Source organism: Azospirillum formosense, from assembly GCF_040500525.1.
Lineage (GTDB): Bacteria > Pseudomonadota > Alphaproteobacteria > Azospirillales > Azospirillaceae > Azospirillum > Azospirillum formosense_A.
This window is the reverse complement of the sequence record NZ_CP159402.1, coordinates 1,773,670-1,788,589: the sequence shown is the minus strand read 5'-3', so window position 1 is coordinate 1,788,589 and position 14,920 is coordinate 1,773,670. Positions and strand designations below refer to the sequence as shown.

The following is a 14,920-nucleotide window of genomic DNA, read 5'->3' as shown; positions in this document are numbered from 1 at the left end:
AGCTTTCTCCTTACTTCGCGAGGACGCCGGGCTTTGCCACGGCGACGATGTTGGGGCCGGCGACGGTCGCTTCGAGGATGCGGTTCGACTGGGTGTTGACGACGCGGATCACGTCGCCCCGGCCGCCGTCCTGCAGGGCCTTGCCCTGGACCGACAGGGTCAGGTTCTCGGTGGCCAGCGTGATGGTGACCAGCGCGCCCTTGTCGACGACCCGCGGCGACTGCAGGTCGCGCAGCCGCACCGGCTGATTCACGGGGACGCCGCGCCGGGGTGTCAGGCCGATGAGCTGGGCGTCGGTGGCGGCGATGTCGCTGCCGGCGAGGTCGGCGCGCACGTCCTGCCAATCCACGTCGCCGGGGCCGATCACGTCGCCGGGCGCGATGCGCCGCGACAGCACCGGCACCTGCACCACGCCATAGGCGCGGCCCGACACCGGGAGGCGGACGACCGGGCGGGTGTCGGCCACGATCACCTCCGCGGCGAAGCGGCCCTGCACCGGGTTGTAGTAGAGGTTCTCCACCGTCAGGCTGCCGGCGCCCGCCGGGGCGCGCAGCTCCACCGCCCGGTTGTCCAGCTCCATCTGCAGGCGGCCGGTGGTGATCTGGCGGGACAGCGCGTCGGACAGCGCCGCCTCGACATGGGCCGGGCTGTAGACCACCGCCTGTGCCGCCGCGGAAGCGGCGCCGTCCACAGTCTGGGCGAGGGCCGACCGGGCGAAGACCGCCGGGCCGCCGGCGAGGGCGGCGGCGACGAGGGCGGTGCCGAGGATGCGGAGGGCGGGGCGGGGCATGGCGGGACTTCCTTGCAAAGACGAGCCTTACGGCGGTGCCGGGATCAGCGGAGCTGCGAGGCCTGCTGCATCATCTCGTCGGTGGTCTTGATGACCTTGGAGTTCATCTCGTAGGCGCGCTGGGCGGAGATCAGGGTGGTGATCTCCTGCACGATGTTGACGTTGGAGGTCTCCAGCGCGCCCTGCACCACGCGGCCGAAGCCGGGGGCGCCGGGGTTGCCGCCGACCGCCTCGCCCGACGCGCCGGTCTGCAGGAACAGGTTGTCGCCGACCGCTTCCAGGCCGGCCGCGTTGGCGAAGGTGGCCAGCTGGATCTGGCCGACATTCTGCTGGGCCACCTGGCCGTCCAGCTTCACCATCACCTCGCCCGAGGCGTTGATGGCGACGTCCACGGCTTCCGCCGGGATGGTGATGGCCGGCTGCACCGGATAGCCGTCGGCGGTGACGATGATGCCCTCCGGCGACAGCTTGAAATTGCCGGCGCGGGTGTAGGCCGTGTCGCCGCTGGGAAGCTGCACCTGGAAGTAGCCGGAGCCGTTGATGGCGACGTCGAGCTTGTTGTCGGTGACGGTCAGGTTGCCCTGCTCCAGCACGCGGGCCACCGCGGCGACGCGCACGCCGGCGCCCACCTGCACGCCGGTCGGCACGATGGTGCCGGCGTCCGACGAGGTGGAGCCGATGCGGCGGAAGTTCTGGTACAGCAGGTCCTGGAACTCGGCCCGCTGCTTCTTGAAGCCGGTCGTCGTCGCGTTGGCGATGTTGTTCGAGATGGTTTCGACGTTCAGCTGCTGGGCGATCATGCCGGTGGCGCCGATGGCGAGGCTGCGCATGGTTCTTGCTCCTTTACGCGGTCGATCAGGCTGTGCGGCCCAGCTTCTGGATGGCGCTGCGGATGCGCTCGTGCTCGTTCTCGATCAGCTTCTGGTTCGACTGGTACTGGCGCTGGATCTCGATCAGCGCCGTCATCTCGACCACCGGCTTCACGTTCGAATTCTCTAGCATTCCCTGTGCCACCTTCGTGTCGGCCGGGGCCGCCTGCGGCTCCTCGTCGCTGACGTAGAGGCCGGCCCCCACCTCGGTCATCAGCTGCTCGTTGCGGAAGGTGACGATGTTCAGCCGGCCGACCGGACCCAGCTCGGTGGAGACGGTGCCGTCGCCGGACACCATGATGTCCCGGGTGCCGTTCGGGATGGCGAGCGGCTGGCCGTTGTCGCCCAGGACCGGCAGGCCGCCGCCGTCGACGATCTGGCGCTGGTCGTTCAGCCGGAAATTGCCGGCGCGGGTGTAGCGCGGGCCGCTCGCCGTATCGACCGTGAAGTAGCCGTGGCCGGTCAGCGCCAGATCCAGCGGGTTGCCGGTCTGCATCATGCCGCCCGCCGAGAGGTCGCGCACCACGGCGCGGTCCTGCACGAAGCTGATCTGCTCGTGCATGCCCGGACGCTCCAGGAACTCCGTGAACAGCATGCGCTGCTGCTTGAAGCCCGTGGTGTTCATGTTCGCGATGTTGTTCGAGATCACGTCCAACTGGCGGCGCAGGGTCATCTGACGCGACAGGGACACGTAGATCGGGTTTTCCATCGGCGGCCTCTCGTCCATTCGGGCCGGGGGAGCGTCCCGACCGGCGCAAATGGCAATGCACGACGCGTGCCAGCGGCGGAAAGGGCCGGGAAGACGGCGATGGCGGGCGTTGCCGCCGTCGGGGAAGCGGCTGCCGGGCAAGAACTGCCGGTGGGCTGGCAAGGGCTGCCGCCCGGCGCCGGGCAAAAGCGTCCCGTTGCCGCGGCGCGGGCGGCGCGCGGATCGCAAGGCCGCCGCGTCCGCCGAACGTGGGCGGACGGGCGGCGGGGCAGGCGGGGCAGGGCGGTCTGGGTGGCGTGGGCTGCGGGCGTGGCTCGGGCGTTCGCTCCTCGGTTGACGGGGATCTCCGGCGATGCCCCAATCAAGAACCGTGCCGCCGCCTGTGGTTGCGCTTCTGTCACAGCCCCGGACCATGCCTGAAAGGCTTTGTTAACTATCCGAAAGATAGGGTTGCTGGGCTGGTAAGGCCACGCTCCGCCACCGCTCGCGCTTAGGATTCCATGACCGCGCACGCTGAAGACGACGTTCCGACCGATGGCCTGCCGCGCAAGAAATTCAGCGGCAAGAAGCTGGTCCTGTTCGTCATCCTGCCCCTGGTGCTGCTGATCGGCGCCGGTGCGGGCGTCTATTTCAGCGGCCTGCTCGACTCGCTGCTCGGCAAGAAGGAGGAGCACGCGGAGGCGCCGGCGGAACCGGCGCAGCCCGATCCCCACGCGGCGCCGGTCTTCTACGACCTGCCGGACATGCTGGTGAACCTGAACAGCAGCGGCAAGCGTCCGGCCTTCCTGAAGATCAAGATCTCGATCCAGCTCTCGAAGGGCGAGGACATACCGGCCATCGAGCATGTGCTGCCGCGCATCATCGACAACTTCCAGGTCTATCTGCGCGAACTGCGGCTGGAGGACCTGAAGGGGTCGGCGGGCATGTACCGCCTGCGCCAGGAGCTGCTGATGCGGATCACCGCGTCCGCCCATCCGGTGAAGGTCAAGGACGTTCTGTTCAAGGAAATGCTGGTCCAGTAGGGGCGGCGGAAACGGGCCATGAGCAACACCGAGGAACTGAGCGAAGAAGAACGCCTTGCCGCCGAATGGGCCGCCCTCGCCGAAGACGGCGGCGACATGGGCGACATGGCGGACATGGGCGGCGGCGGGTCGACCCGCGTCCTGAACCAGGACGAGATCGACAGCCTGCTCGGCTTCGACCAGGGCGGCGCCGGCGACGGCGACAACTCCGGCATCATGGCGCTGGTCAATTCGGCGCTGGTCAACTACGAACGCCTGCCCATGCTGGAGGTGGTCTTCGACCGCCTCGTCCGCATGATGTCCACGTCCCTGCGCAACTTCACCTCCGACAACGTCGAGGTCAGCCTCGACCAGATCTCCTCGGTGCGCTTCGGCGACTACCTGAACTCGATTCCGCTGCCGGCGATGCTGTCCGTCTTCAAGGCGGAGGAGTGGGACAACTACGGCCTGATGGTCGTGGACTCGGCGCTGATCTACTCCATCGTGGACGTGCTGCTGGGCGGGCGGCGCGGCACCGCGGCGATGCGCATCGAGGGCCGCCCCTACACGACCATCGAGCGCAACCTCGTGGAGCGCATGGTCCATGTGGTGCTGTCCGACCTGTCCGCCGCCTTCGACCCGCTGTCGCCCGTCACCTTCCGCTTCGACCGGCTGGAGACCAACCCGCGCTTCGCGACCATCGCGCGCCCGGCCAACGCGGCGGTGCTGGTCAAGCTGCGCATCGACATGGAGGATCGCGGCGGCCGCCTGGAACTGATGATCCCCTACGCGACTCTGGAGCCGGTGCGCGAGCTTCTGCTCCAGATGTTCATGGGTGAGAAGTTCGGCCGCGACTCGATCTGGGAAACCCACCTCGCCTCGGAACTGCTGGTCACCGACGTGGACATCTCCGCGGTGCTGGACGAGGTGACGATGACCCTTCACGACGTGCTGAACTGGCGCGTCGGCACGCGAATCCTTCTGAACGCCACGCCGGACGGCACCATCGAGCTGCGCTGCGGCGACGTTTCCATGTTCCAAGGCCGCATGGGCCGCAAGGGCGGGCACATCGCCGTGCGGATCGAGCGGGAGCTGCCCAAGCAGGAGGTCATGCGGCTATGAGCCCGACCCTCACGCTCGTCCTCGATCTGGTGATGGTGGGGCTGCTCGCCGCGACCATCGCCTATGCGATCATCCTCAACCGGCAGATCATCAAGCTGCGCGAGAGCCGCGGCGAGATGGCCGAGCTGGTGCGCGGCCTGAACGAGGCCATGTCGCGCGCCGAAACCGGCGTGCGCGGTCTGAAGAAGACGGCCCACGAGACCGGCGACGACCTGCAGCGCACGGTCGCCAAGGCGCAGACCCTGCGCGACGAGCTGGAATTCATGATCGAGGCCGCCGACGCCATGGCGAACCGGCTGGGCAACGTCGGCGGGGAGCGCCCGAAGCCGGGCCCCGCGGCGCGTCCGGCGGCGCGCCCCGGCCTGTCCGCCCGACCGCCCGTCGCGCCCCGTCCGGCCGTCGCCCCGCGTCCGATCCTCGAGGACGATCACGGTCACGACGACCACGACCACGACGACCACGATCTCCACGACGACGGCCACGCCGACCACGACGATCACGACGACCTGCCGCCGCTGCGCTCCGCCGCCTTCCGGAACGAGCCGCTGCGCGCCGATCCACTGCGCGCCGATCCGCTGCGGGTCGATGCTCTGTCGCGGCGCCCGGCGCCGGCGTCCGATCCCATCGTGCGCGAGGGCGAGAGCCTGTCCCGCGCCGAACGTGAACTTCTGCAAGCCATCGAGAACGCCGGCAAGGGGGTCGGATGAGCGACGCCACCAGCACGAAGGGCGCGACCGCCGCTGCCGGCGGGGAGCCCAAGGTCGTGATCCGGCCGGCCGGGGCCACCCCGACCGGCGTCCGCACCAGCCCGAGCGTGGCCGGCCAGCCGCCGGCTCCGGGGGCCGCGCAGGCCGCCGCGCAAGCGGCCGCCCAAGCCGCCGCCAGGGCGAAGCCGAAGGCCAAGCTGAAGGCGAAGGCCAAGCGCAAGCCCGCCGTCCCGCGCCGCCCGCTGTCGGAGCGGATGCGCGAGAAGATGAAGGCCTGGCGGTTCCGCATCCTGCCCCTGACCATCTTCGTCGCCGTCCTGATGCTGGGGGTGCGCGTCGGCGACCTGTGGCGGATCACCACGCGCGACGCCCGCCTGCCGGAGTTCCCGGCGACCCTGGCCCAAGGGCAGAGCGGCCTTCCGGCCCCGCCGATGCAGCTTGCCGCGAACGGCGCCAAGCCCTCGCCCGAACCGGCCCCGGCCCAGGGCGGGTCGAGCAACGGCGCGCCGCCCAACCCGACGCCGCCGGACAACGCCGCCCTCGGCCCGGTGAAGAACGAGGAGCTTCTCCAGCATTTCGCCGAGCGCCGCGCCGAGATCGAGCGCCGCACCAAGGAGCTGGAACAGCGCGAGGCCCTGCTGACCGCCGCCGAGAAGCGCATCGATCAGAAGGTGCAGGAGATGGACAAGGTCCGCGCCGACATCCAGAAGCTGATGCGGCAGGGCGACGAGAAGCAGGCGGCCCAACTCGAAAGCCTCGTGAAGATCTACGAGACGATGAAGCCCAAGGAAGCCGCCCGCATCTTCGAGGAGCTGGACATGCCCGTCCTGCTGGGTGTGGTGGAGAAGATGAAGGAAACCAAGACGGCGCCGATCCTGGCCGCGATGGACCCGCTGAAGGCCAAGGAGTTGACGTCCGCGCTCATCGAGCGCCGTGGCGTGCCCGCCACACCGAGGAATTGAGTACGCCCTTTGGTTGAGATGCGGGGTCGGGTGGGTATGACCGTGCGGTTGGTCATACCCCGCGCCCGCGGGCATCTACTGAATATACGTACACGTACTGTCAGGATGGTAGAAGGCCCGCAACGGTCGGCTTCGTTTCATGTTGGCTCCGGCGTGTTCGGGCAACGCAAGTTTGCCCAACAGCAAGAAGGAAGGAGACAAGATGAACGACCAGAACCAGGGCCGTAGCTCGGGCGGTCAGCACTCCGGCGGCAACTTCAAGAACGATCCGGAACGTGCGGCGGAAGCCGGTCACAAGGGCGGCCAGGTTTCCGGCGGCAACTTCAAGAACGACCCGGAGCGTGCCTCCGAAGCCGGCCATAAGGGTGGCCAGGCGTCCGGCGGCAACTTCAAGAACGACCCGGAGCGTGCTTCGGAAGCCGGCCACAAGGGTGGCCAGGCGTCCGGCGGCAACTTCAAGAACGACCCGGAACGCGCATCGGAAGCGGGCCGCAAGGGCGGCGAACACAGCCATGGTGGCGGGCGGAGCAGCGGCAGCTGACCGTCGGGACTGATTTACCGAACCTGTTTCACAGCTGACTGTTTCATTGACGCACCAGCCTGACCGAACAATCGCATGGTGCAACGGTGAAGAAGGGCCGCCTCCAAGGCGGCCCTTTGTCTGTTTGCGGACTCCGATTGAAACAAATTGCCGCAGCTCTCTTTAAAGTTCGACAGTGGCGGGCGTTGGTTGAAAGCGCGTGGGCGCAGGACAACGCTTCCGCTTTCTTTCCCGGCGCGCGATTTCGTTTCCGTCTTTGCGTTGCGACGATTCAGGCGCTTAACGGCGTGTTAACCGAGCGAATTTAGGGTTGGAAAGGCTGACGAGGCTCCGAGTCGGCGGCGGCCGTGCGAGGACGCGAAGTTGGGTCGAACCCGCTTCGGGCGTCTGCGTCCGGGCCGGCCGACGCACCCGATCGCACGCAGGCCGGACAAGACCACGGAACGCTCACATCGGATCGCACATGGCCCCGCCCGTTTCCTCCTCGCTCGCCGACCAGAAGCTCCTGCGCCAGCAGCTCGACGCCGCCCATGCCGAAGCGGCCCAGCCGCTGAGCCGCGAGGAGGTGACGGACATCGTCCGCTCCATCCTCGGCAGCATGGACGGCGACATCTCCGCCACCGACCTGCGCCTCTACAAGGAGGTGGTCGACCTCGCCCGCTTCATCGAAAGCGCCAAGCAGGAGCTGGCGGCGCTGCAGCCCGCGGAAATCCGCGACCAGCACATTCCCAACGCCACCGATGAGCTGGACGCCGTCGTCGGCGCGACGGAACAGGCCACCTTCGCCATCTTCGACGCCTGCGACGTCATCACCGGCATTTCCGGCCGGATCGATCCGGAGAATTCCGCGAAGCTGACCGAGCAGGTGACCAAGATCTTCGAGGCCTGCAATTTCCAGGACATCACCGGCCAGCGCATTTCCAAGGTCGTGCGCACGCTCAAGCACATCGAATCGAAGGTCGACATGATCGTCGCGGCCTTCGGCGACGAGGTGCGGCAGAACCACACCCGCCCGGCGGCGGCCGCCGCGGCGGCCGCGACCGCCGTCCACACCGATCCGGCGCCGAACTTCGCCACCGACCGCCCGGCCGACGACCCGGAGGCCGGGCTGCTGCACGGGCCGCAGATGACCAGCGCCGCCATGGACCAGGACGAGATCGACCGCCTGCTGGCGAGCTTCGATTAATCCCATGGCTGCGCCCGGCCACAGGAAGCCGGACCTGTCGGGCAGCCGGCCGAACCCGAACAACGGAAGCATCGTGCTTCTGCTGTCGCTGTTCCTGCTGCTGCTCGTCTTCTTCATCGTGCTGAACGCCCAGTCCGTGCAGACCGCCCAGCGGGTGCGCACGGTGCTGGTGTCGCTGGAGCGCAGCTTCCCCGCCTTCTACATCGACCCCCGCCTGCGCGAGCCGGCCGACCCGCTGGCCTCGCGCGCCGGCACCGTCTTCGCCGTGCAGCGGCTGGACGGTCTGGGCAACCTGTTCGCCACCGCCGTCGCCGTGGCGAAGGTGGACAGCGTCACGCCGGGCCGCCTGCTGGAGGTGCGCCTGCCCGCCGACGAGCTGTTCCGGCCCGGCACGGCGGACCTGCGCCCCGACCGCATCGGCCTGATCGACCGGGTGGCCGACGCGCTGCTGCAGAACCGGCCCGGCGAGCGGATCGAGCTGGACGCGCTGCTGTCCATCGGCCCGGCGGGCGGCCCCAGCCAGCCGCCCGGCCCGGTGGTGCGGGCGGGCGCGCTGGCCCGGCTGCTGATCGCCGACGGGGCGCCGGCCGACGCGGTGACGGTGGGCATCGAGCGCGGCGCGCCGGGCGCCGTCCGCCTGCTGTTCAGCCTGCGCGCCATGGATGATCCGCCGGGGGGAGGGCGCCGATGATCCGCCTGCCCAAACTGCCCAGGGCCGAGGACAAGAGCGGCGGCCACAACCGGACGATCTGGCTGATCAGCTTCACCGACCTGATGTCGCTGCTGCTCGCCTTCTTCGTGCTGATGTATTCGATGAGCGAGCCGGAGGCCCAGCGCTGGACCGGTCTGGTCAAGTCGCTGTCGTCGGCCCGGTCCACCGCGGTCACGCCCTCCGCGACGCCGCCCGAGCCGAAGGCCGCCTTCAACGCCGCCACGGTGGAGTCATATTCCGCGATCAATCTGGATTATCTCAGCGCCCTGCTTCGTACCCAGACCGCGGCCAACGAGGATCTGGCGGCGGTGGATGTGCGGCGGGAGGACGACCGCGTGGTGATCGGCCTGCCGGCCCACGTGATGTTCGACCCGACCGGCGGCAGCTTTACCGACCAGGGGCGGAGGGTGCTGTATCTGTTGGGCGCGGCGGTGGGACGGATCGGCAACCGGATCGAGGTGGTCGGCCACGCCGAGCGCGAGGACCAGTCCGCGGGGCTGGCCTGGGAACGCGCCCTGACGCGCGCGGTTGCCGTTGCGGCGCTGCTGCGCGAGACGGGTTACAAACGCGACCTCGTGGCGCGCAGCCTGATGAGCGAACCGCCCGGCATCGATCCGGTGCCCGGCGGGGCGCGGGTGGATGTGGTGGTGCGTGAGGAGACGGCGGGACCGCCGGTCTCCGGGGCGGCCAGCGACGCGGAGCCGGAGGAGTGAAACGGATGGGGCGGGGCGGGGCATACCGGCGCTGGCTGAGCGGCTTCGTGGCCGCCACGGCTTTGCTCGCCGCCCAGGTCGCCGTCCCGCCGGCCGCCTGGGCCGTCGACGTCCCGGTGCGCGCCGCCACCCACAAGACCTTCGGGCGCATGGTCTTCGACTGGCCGCGCCAGACCGGCTACAGCGCGTCGGTGGAAGGCAACACGCTGGTCGTCCGCTTCGACGAGCCGATCAACGCCGCGCTGGACCGCGCGGTGGCGGCCTTGCCCGGCTATCTGTCGGGCGTGCGGATCGGCAGCGACGGCAAGACGGTGACCTTCGACCTGAAGCGGCCGGTGACGCTGAAGAGCTTCCGCAACGGCAACGCCGTGGCGATCGACCTGACCCCCGCCGCCGAGGCGCCGGCCCAGACCCAAGCCCAAATACAAGCACAAGCCCAGGCCCAAGCCCCGGCTCCCGCGGCCAAGAGCGAGACACCGGCCGCACCCGCTCCGGCGCGCTCGGCGGGGCGGGTGACGGTCAGCGCGGCCGACACGCCGGAGCAGAGCCGCCTGTCCTTCACCTGGCCGGAGGGCGCCAACTACACGCTGCGCCGCGACGGGGCGTCGGCCACGCTGCTGTTCGACCGCAACGGCAATGCCGATCTGGCGCCGGTGGCCCGGACGGCGCTGCGCAACATCCAGAACGTGGAGCAGTTCCGGCAGGCCAACGGCGCGCTGGCCATCACCTTCGCCGTGCCGCAGGACGCCGAGATCAAGGACAGCAAGTCCGGCCGGTCCGTGGTGATCGACGTGCAGAATCCGGGCACGCGCGCCGGACTGCCGACGGGCGACGCCGCGAACGCCGCTCCGCCGTCCGGCGCCACCACGACCACCGTGCGTCCACCCGCGGCCGAGGCCGCGGCCCCGCAACCGGCGACCCCCCCGGCCGCCGCGCCCGCCGCAAGGCCGGCGGCAGCGCCTCCCCCGGCGAAGGAGGTCGCGGCGGTCCCCGCGCCCGCGAAGCCCGAGGCGGCCAAAGCCGAAGCGGCCAAGGCGGAATTGGCCAAACCCGAGCCGGCCAAAGCCGAACCGCAGGGACCGACGCTGGTGTTCGACGCGGGTGGCCCGGCGTCCATCGCCGTCTACCCGCGCGCCGGGCATCTCTACATCGTGTTCGACAAGCCGCTGCCCATCGGCGCCGGCAAGGCCATCGGCGGGGCCGGGACGGTCGGCGCGATCGAGCCGGTGCCGGCGACCGGCGGCAGCGCCTTCCGCACCAAGATCGGCTCGCTGGTCTGGCCGAAGATCGAGCGGCAGGGGACGAGCTGGAAGATCACGCCGACCAGCCGCCTGACCGGCACGCCGCCCTTCGAGCTGAAGATCGACCCGGAGCCGGACTTCCTGCTGGGCGCCCGTCTGCTGGTGCGCGCCGCGGACGCAGCGACCGTGGTGACGCTGTCCGATCCCGATGTCGGCGACCGCCTCCAGGTCGTGCCGCTGCCGGTTCCGGGCAACGCCATCCCCGAATCGCACCGCTACGCGGACCTGGAGCTGCTGCCCAGCTACCAGGGCGTCGTCGTGCGGCCCATCGCCGACGCCATCACCGTGCGCCCGGTCAAGGAAGGGGTGGAGGTGACCGCGGCGGGCGGCCTGCACCTGTCGCCCATGGCCGACGCCGGGAACCGTCCGGCGGCGCCCGCGCAGACGGCGTCGCTGCCGCCGAAGCCGTCCCCCGGCGGCGCGTCCAACACGCTGACGCCGCCCACCGATCCGAAGCCGGTGCCCTCCGGGCGCCGCCTGTTCGACCTGCCGGCCTGGAAGAAGGGCGACCTCGACCATTACACCGAGGCGCGGCAGAACCTTCAGCTCAACATCGTCAACGCGCCGGATTCCGAACGGCCCCGCGCCCAGCTCGACCTCGCCCGCTTCTATCTGGCGAACGGTTTCGGGCAGGAGGCCATCGGCATGATGGATGTGCTTCAGGAGGCCCAGCCCGATCTGGAGGGCTGGCCGGAGTTCCGCGCCCTGCGCGGCGCCGCGCGTTTCTTGGCGGGCAACACCGACGCCGCGGCGGAGGATTTCGCCCACCCCAACCTCGCCAACAACGGCGAGGCCGCGCTGTGGCGCGCCGCCATCGCGGCGGACCGCAACGACTGGCCGGCGGCCCAGGCCGGCTTCAAGGCGGCGGCGCCGATCCTGAATTCCTACCCCGACCCGATCCTGACCAAGCTGGCGACCCGCGCCGCCGAGGCCGCGCTGAAGACCGGCGACGCGCCCTTCGCCAAGCGGCTGCTCGACCGCATCGTCGAGCGCGGCGGCACGGACGCGGAGGAGCGGCCGGACGTCCAGTATCTCCGCGGCCTCTACTACGCCCAGACCAACGAGCCGGAGCGGGCGCTGGAGCAGCTGACCGCCTCCTACAACAGCCTCGACCGCTATTACCGCGCCAAGGCCGGGCTGGCGTTGGTGAACCTGCAACTGGCGGAAGGCCGCATGTCGCCGCCCGCCGCGGCGGAGCGGCTGGCCGGGCTGACCTTCACCTGGCGCGGCGACGAGCTGGAGATGCAGATCCGCCAGCGCATGGGCGAGGTGCTGATCGCCGCCGGCCAGTACGCCGACGGCTTCAACGCCATGAAGGAGACCGCCGCGCTGGTCGCCGACACGCCGCGGGCGGAGGAGATCACCCGCGAGATGTCGCGCATCTTCGCCGACCTCTACAAGGATGGGGCGCAGAAGCTGCCGACCATCGAGGCGCTCCAGCTCTACGACCAGTTCCGCGAGCTGACCCCGGTGGGCGAGGCGGGGGACGAGGTGATCCGGCAGCTCGCCGAGCGGCTGATCTCCGTGGACCTGCTGAACCGCGCCGCCGACCTGCTGCAGCATCAGGTGGAATACCGCCTGTCGGGCGAGGACAAGGCGCGGGTCGGCACCCGGCTCGCCTCCGTCCGGCTGCTCGACAACAAGCCGGAGGACGCCCTGCGCGCGCTGGAGCTGTCCAACGTGCCGAACCTGCCGGCGGATCTGGTGGGGGAGCGCCGCCTGATGCAGGCCAAGGCGCTGGCCGAGCTGGGCCGCGGCGACGAGGCGCTGCTGCTGCTCGCCGAGGACGACGGCAAGCCGGCCAACTCGCTGCGGGTGGACATCGCGTGGCGCGCCCAGAAGTGGGAGGCCGCGGCCTTCGCCCTGAACAAGCTGATCGGTCCGCCGCCGCCGCCGACCCAGCCGATCAACCCGGCGACCTCGCAGCTCGTCCTGAACCGCGCGGTGGCGCTGGCGCTGGCCGGGGACGGCACGAACCTGAACCTGCTGCGCAAGGAGTTCGGCTCGGTGATGACCAACGGTCCCGACGCCGACGCCTTCCGCGTCCTGACCCGGCCGGAGCAGGCGCTGGGCCTGATCGACGTCAACACCGTGCGCTCCCGCGTCGCCGAGGTGGACGTGTTCCAGAAGTTCCTGAAGAACTACCGCGGCAAGCAGAGCGCCGCGATCAACTGACGGCGGCGTCGCACGCGTCTTCGCTCAATGAAAAAGCCCCCTTCCATCGGAAGGGGGCTTTTTCATTGGCAGGGCGGCAAAGCGTCAGAGCTGAACCTGGGTGCCCAGCTCAACCACGCGGTTCGGCGGGATCTTGAAGAAGTCGGTGGCGCTGACCGCGGTGCGCGACATCACCACGAAAAGCTTTTCCCGCCACTGGGCCATCTGCGGGTTGATGCGGGGGATCAGCGTCTCGCGGCCGAGGAAGAAGGAGGTCGTCATCACGTCGAACTCCAGCCCGAACGCCTTGCACAGCCGCAGCGCCTTGGGAATGTTCGGCTCCTGCGAGAAGCCGTAGCGCACCGTCAGCCGGTAGAAGCCGTCGGCCAGTCCCTCCAGGACGACGCGCTCCTTGGCCGGAACGCGGGGCACGTCCTCGACCAGCACCGTCAGGAAGACGATGCGCTCGTGCATCACCTGATTGTGCTTCAGGTTGTGCAGCAGGGCGATGGGCACCGTGTCGGCGCTGGAGGTCAGGAAGATCGCCGTTCCCTTCACCCGCTGGATGTCGGAGGACTTGGCGTGTCGCTTGACGAAGCCATCCAGCGGCAGGGAATCCTCGGCCAGACGGCGGTTCAGCACGGCGCGGCCGCGGCGCCAGGTGGACATCAGGCCGAGAGTCACCGCGGCGATGACCAGCGGCACCCAGCCGCCGTGCGGGATCTTCACCGCGTTGGCGAGGAACAGCGCCAGATCGACGCTGAGGAACAGCGCGCCCAGCGCCAGACAGACGGGCAGGCTCCAGTTCCAGCGGCGGTGCGCCACGACCAGCGCCAGGATGGTGGTGATGACCATGTCGCCGGTCACCGCGATTCCGTAGGCGGTCGCCAGCCGGCTGGAGGATTCGAACCACAGGACCAGTCCGATGACCGCGAACAGCAGCCCCCAGTTGGCGCGCGGGATGTAGATCTGCCCACCCTCCTCCTGCGAGGTGTGGCGGATGTCCAGCCGCGGGCAAAGGCCGAGCTGCACCGCCTGCCGGGTCAGCGAGAAGACGCCGGAGATCACCGCCTGGCTGGCGATCACCGCCGCGCAGGTCGACAGCAGGATCATCGGGTAGAGGCCCCACTCCGGCACCAGCAGGTAGAAGGGGCTGCGCACCGCCGAGGGGTCGCTCAGCAGAAGGGCGCACTGGCCGAGATAGTTCAGCAGCAGGGCGGGCAGCACCACCGCCAGCCACGCCACCTTGATGGGGCGGCGGCCGAAATGGCCCATGTCGGCGTAGAGCGCCTCGCCCCCGGTGACGGCCAGCACGACGGCGCCCAGCACCAGGAAGCCGATCCAGCCGTTCGAGGCGAAGAAGCGCACGGCGTGGCGTGGGTCGAGCGCGGCCAGGACCTGCGGTTCCTTGACCAGCTCGATCAGGCCGAGCAGGCCCAGCGTGGCGAACCAGGCGACCATGATCGGGCCGAACAGCCGGCCGACCCGCTCGGTGCCGCGGCTCTGGATCCCGAACAGGGCGATCAGGATGCCCACGGTCACCGGCACCACGACCCGCTCCAGCGCCGGCTGCGCCACCTCCAGCCCCTCCACCGCGGAAAGGACGGAGATGGCCGGGGTGATCATGCCGTCGCCGTAGAACAGGGCGGCGCCGAACAGGCCCATCGCCATCAGGCCGGACAGCCGTCCGGTGGAATCGGGCCGGCTGTTGGTCGCCAGCGCCAGCAGGGCCAGGATGCCGCCCTCGCCCTTGTTGTCGGCGCGCATGACGAACAGCACGTACTTCACCGTGACCACCAGCACCAGCGCCCAGAAGACCATGGACATGATGCCGAGGATGTTCTGCGGCGTCAGGGCGAGCCCGTGCTCCGGCGAGAAGCATTCGCGCAGCGTGTAGAGCGGGCTGGTGCCGATGTCGCCGTAAACGACGCCAAGCGCACCGAGGGTGAGCGCGGCCAGCCTGCCCTTGTCGGGTGCCGCGGCTTTCAGGGTCGTGTCTGACATGTGGGACGTCGAGGGGGGTCCGTTGGGAGTCCGAGCGGGGGACGAGAAAGCCACAAGCTGCGGGTACGGCGGCGGTCGGTGCGCTCGCGCGGGCCGATCCTCTTACGCTCTTCCCTGGCCCAATACTAGCGCAAGCCGATGCGCCCGTC

At 69.8% G+C, this 14,920-nt stretch carries 13 protein-coding genes; 9 read left to right on the top strand and 4 right to left on the bottom strand.

Annotated features, from left to right (window positions below):
• Window positions 1-10: 10 nt before the first annotated feature.
• Genes flgA through flgF form a run of 3 tightly spaced genes read right to left on the bottom strand, consistent with a single transcriptional unit; the run spans window position 11 to window position 2,368 of the window.
• Window positions 11-790, bottom strand: a complete 780-nt coding sequence (flgA, locus tag ABVN73_RS08545; protein ID WP_353857639.1) for a flagellar basal body P-ring formation chaperone FlgA — start codon at window positions 788-790, stop codon at window positions 11-13.
• 44 nt (window positions 791-834) lie between these two features.
• A complete protein-coding gene (flgG, locus tag ABVN73_RS08540) occupies window positions 835-1,620 on the bottom strand; it encodes a flagellar basal-body rod protein FlgG (RefSeq protein WP_145626373.1) in 786 nt (261 codons plus the stop codon).
• 25 nt (window positions 1,621-1,645) lie between these two features.
• On the bottom strand, window positions 1,646-2,368 hold the full coding sequence (gene flgF / locus ABVN73_RS08535; RefSeq protein ID WP_353857638.1) for a flagellar basal-body rod protein FlgF: 723 nt from the start codon (window positions 2,366-2,368) through the stop codon (window positions 1,646-1,648).
• Between the two features lie 500 nt (window positions 2,369-2,868).
• Here flgF and ABVN73_RS08530 point away from each other — a divergent pair, with 500 nt between their 5' ends.
• The 9 genes from ABVN73_RS08530 (at window position 2,869) to ABVN73_RS08490 (ending at window position 12,788) form a co-directional block, all read left to right on the top strand.
• On the top strand, window positions 2,869-3,390 hold the full coding sequence (locus tag ABVN73_RS08530) for a flagellar basal body-associated FliL family protein (RefSeq protein ID WP_353857637.1): 522 nt from the start codon (window positions 2,869-2,871) through the stop codon (window positions 3,388-3,390).
• 18 nt (window positions 3,391-3,408) lie between these two features.
• Window positions 3,409-4,491, top strand: coding sequence for a flagellar motor switch protein FliM (fliM, locus tag ABVN73_RS08525; protein WP_035674995.1), 1,083 nt, complete (start codon window positions 3,409-3,411; stop codon window positions 4,489-4,491).
• Window positions 4,488-5,198, top strand: a complete 711-nt coding sequence (locus ABVN73_RS08520; RefSeq protein ID WP_353857636.1) for a DUF6468 domain-containing protein — start codon at window positions 4,488-4,490, stop codon at window positions 5,196-5,198. Before fliM ends, ABVN73_RS08520 begins: the two co-directional genes overlap by 4 nt.
• On the top strand, window positions 5,195-6,160 hold the full coding sequence (locus ABVN73_RS08515) for a hypothetical protein (RefSeq protein ID WP_353857635.1): 966 nt from the start codon (window positions 5,195-5,197) through the stop codon (window positions 6,158-6,160). Before ABVN73_RS08520 ends, ABVN73_RS08515 begins: the two co-directional genes overlap by 4 nt.
• 202 nt (window positions 6,161-6,362) lie before the next feature.
• Window positions 6,363-6,701: a general stress protein gene (locus ABVN73_RS08510; RefSeq protein WP_137114835.1), complete on the top strand. Its 339-nt coding sequence runs from the start codon at window positions 6,363-6,365 to the stop codon at window positions 6,699-6,701.
• Between the two features lie 463 nt (window positions 6,702-7,164).
• On the top strand, window positions 7,165-7,887 hold the full coding sequence (locus ABVN73_RS08505) for a protein phosphatase CheZ (protein WP_353857634.1): 723 nt from the start codon (window positions 7,165-7,167) through the stop codon (window positions 7,885-7,887).
• Between the two features lie 4 nt (window positions 7,888-7,891).
• On the top strand, window positions 7,892-8,578 hold the full coding sequence (locus ABVN73_RS08500) for a hypothetical protein (protein WP_353857633.1): 687 nt from the start codon (window positions 7,892-7,894) through the stop codon (window positions 8,576-8,578).
• Window positions 8,575-9,312, top strand: coding sequence for a flagellar motor protein MotB (locus ABVN73_RS08495; RefSeq protein WP_353857632.1), 738 nt, complete (start codon window positions 8,575-8,577; stop codon window positions 9,310-9,312). The genes ABVN73_RS08500 and ABVN73_RS08495 overlap by 4 nt, the downstream gene beginning before the upstream one ends.
• 5 nt (window positions 9,313-9,317) lie before the next feature.
• On the top strand, window positions 9,318-12,788 hold the full coding sequence (locus tag ABVN73_RS08490) for a tetratricopeptide repeat protein (protein WP_353857631.1): 3,471 nt from the start codon (window positions 9,318-9,320) through the stop codon (window positions 12,786-12,788).
• Window positions 12,789-12,872: 84 nt separating this feature from the next.
• Here the strand turns inward: ABVN73_RS08490 and ABVN73_RS08485 are convergent, their stop codons facing one another.
• Window positions 12,873-14,771, bottom strand: a complete 1,899-nt coding sequence (locus ABVN73_RS08485) for a potassium transporter Kup (RefSeq protein ID WP_353857630.1) — start codon at window positions 14,769-14,771, stop codon at window positions 12,873-12,875.
• Window positions 14,772-14,920: the final 149 nt, after the last annotated feature.

What these genes read in the sequence shown, in the direction of transcription:
- ABVN73_RS08530 (WP_353857637.1), top strand. Translation starts at nt 2,869, where the DNA reads ATGACCGCGCACGCTGAAGACGACGTTCCGACCGATGGCCTGCCGCGC.
- ABVN73_RS08505 (WP_353857634.1), top strand. Translation starts at nt 7,165, where the DNA reads ATGGCCCCGCCCGTTTCCTCCTCGCTCGCCGACCAGAAGCTCCTGCGC.
- ABVN73_RS08490 (WP_353857631.1), top strand. Translation starts at nt 9,318, where the DNA reads ATGGGGCGGGGCGGGGCATACCGGCGCTGGCTGAGCGGCTTCGTGGCC.
- ABVN73_RS08510 (WP_137114835.1), top strand. Translation starts at nt 6,363, where the DNA reads ATGAACGACCAGAACCAGGGCCGTAGCTCGGGCGGTCAGCACTCCGGC.
- ABVN73_RS08485 (WP_353857630.1), bottom strand. Translation starts at nt 14,771, where the DNA reads ATGTCAGACACGACCCTGAAAGCCGCGGCACCCGACAAGGGCAGGCTG.
- ABVN73_RS08520 (WP_353857636.1), top strand. Translation starts at nt 4,488, where the DNA reads ATGAGCCCGACCCTCACGCTCGTCCTCGATCTGGTGATGGTGGGGCTG.
- flgG (WP_145626373.1), bottom strand. Translation starts at nt 1,620, where the DNA reads ATGCGCAGCCTCGCCATCGGCGCCACCGGCATGATCGCCCAGCAGCTG.
- ABVN73_RS08495 (WP_353857632.1), top strand. Translation starts at nt 8,575, where the DNA reads ATGATCCGCCTGCCCAAACTGCCCAGGGCCGAGGACAAGAGCGGCGGC.
- flgA (WP_353857639.1), bottom strand. Translation starts at nt 790, where the DNA reads ATGCCCCGCCCCGCCCTCCGCATCCTCGGCACCGCCCTCGTCGCCGCC.
- ABVN73_RS08515 (WP_353857635.1), top strand. Translation starts at nt 5,195, where the DNA reads ATGAGCGACGCCACCAGCACGAAGGGCGCGACCGCCGCTGCCGGCGGG.
- flgF (WP_353857638.1), bottom strand. Translation starts at nt 2,368, where the DNA reads ATGGAAAACCCGATCTACGTGTCCCTGTCGCGTCAGATGACCCTGCGC.
- ABVN73_RS08500 (WP_353857633.1), top strand. Translation starts at nt 7,892, where the DNA reads ATGGCTGCGCCCGGCCACAGGAAGCCGGACCTGTCGGGCAGCCGGCCG.
- fliM (WP_035674995.1), top strand. Translation starts at nt 3,409, where the DNA reads ATGAGCAACACCGAGGAACTGAGCGAAGAAGAACGCCTTGCCGCCGAA.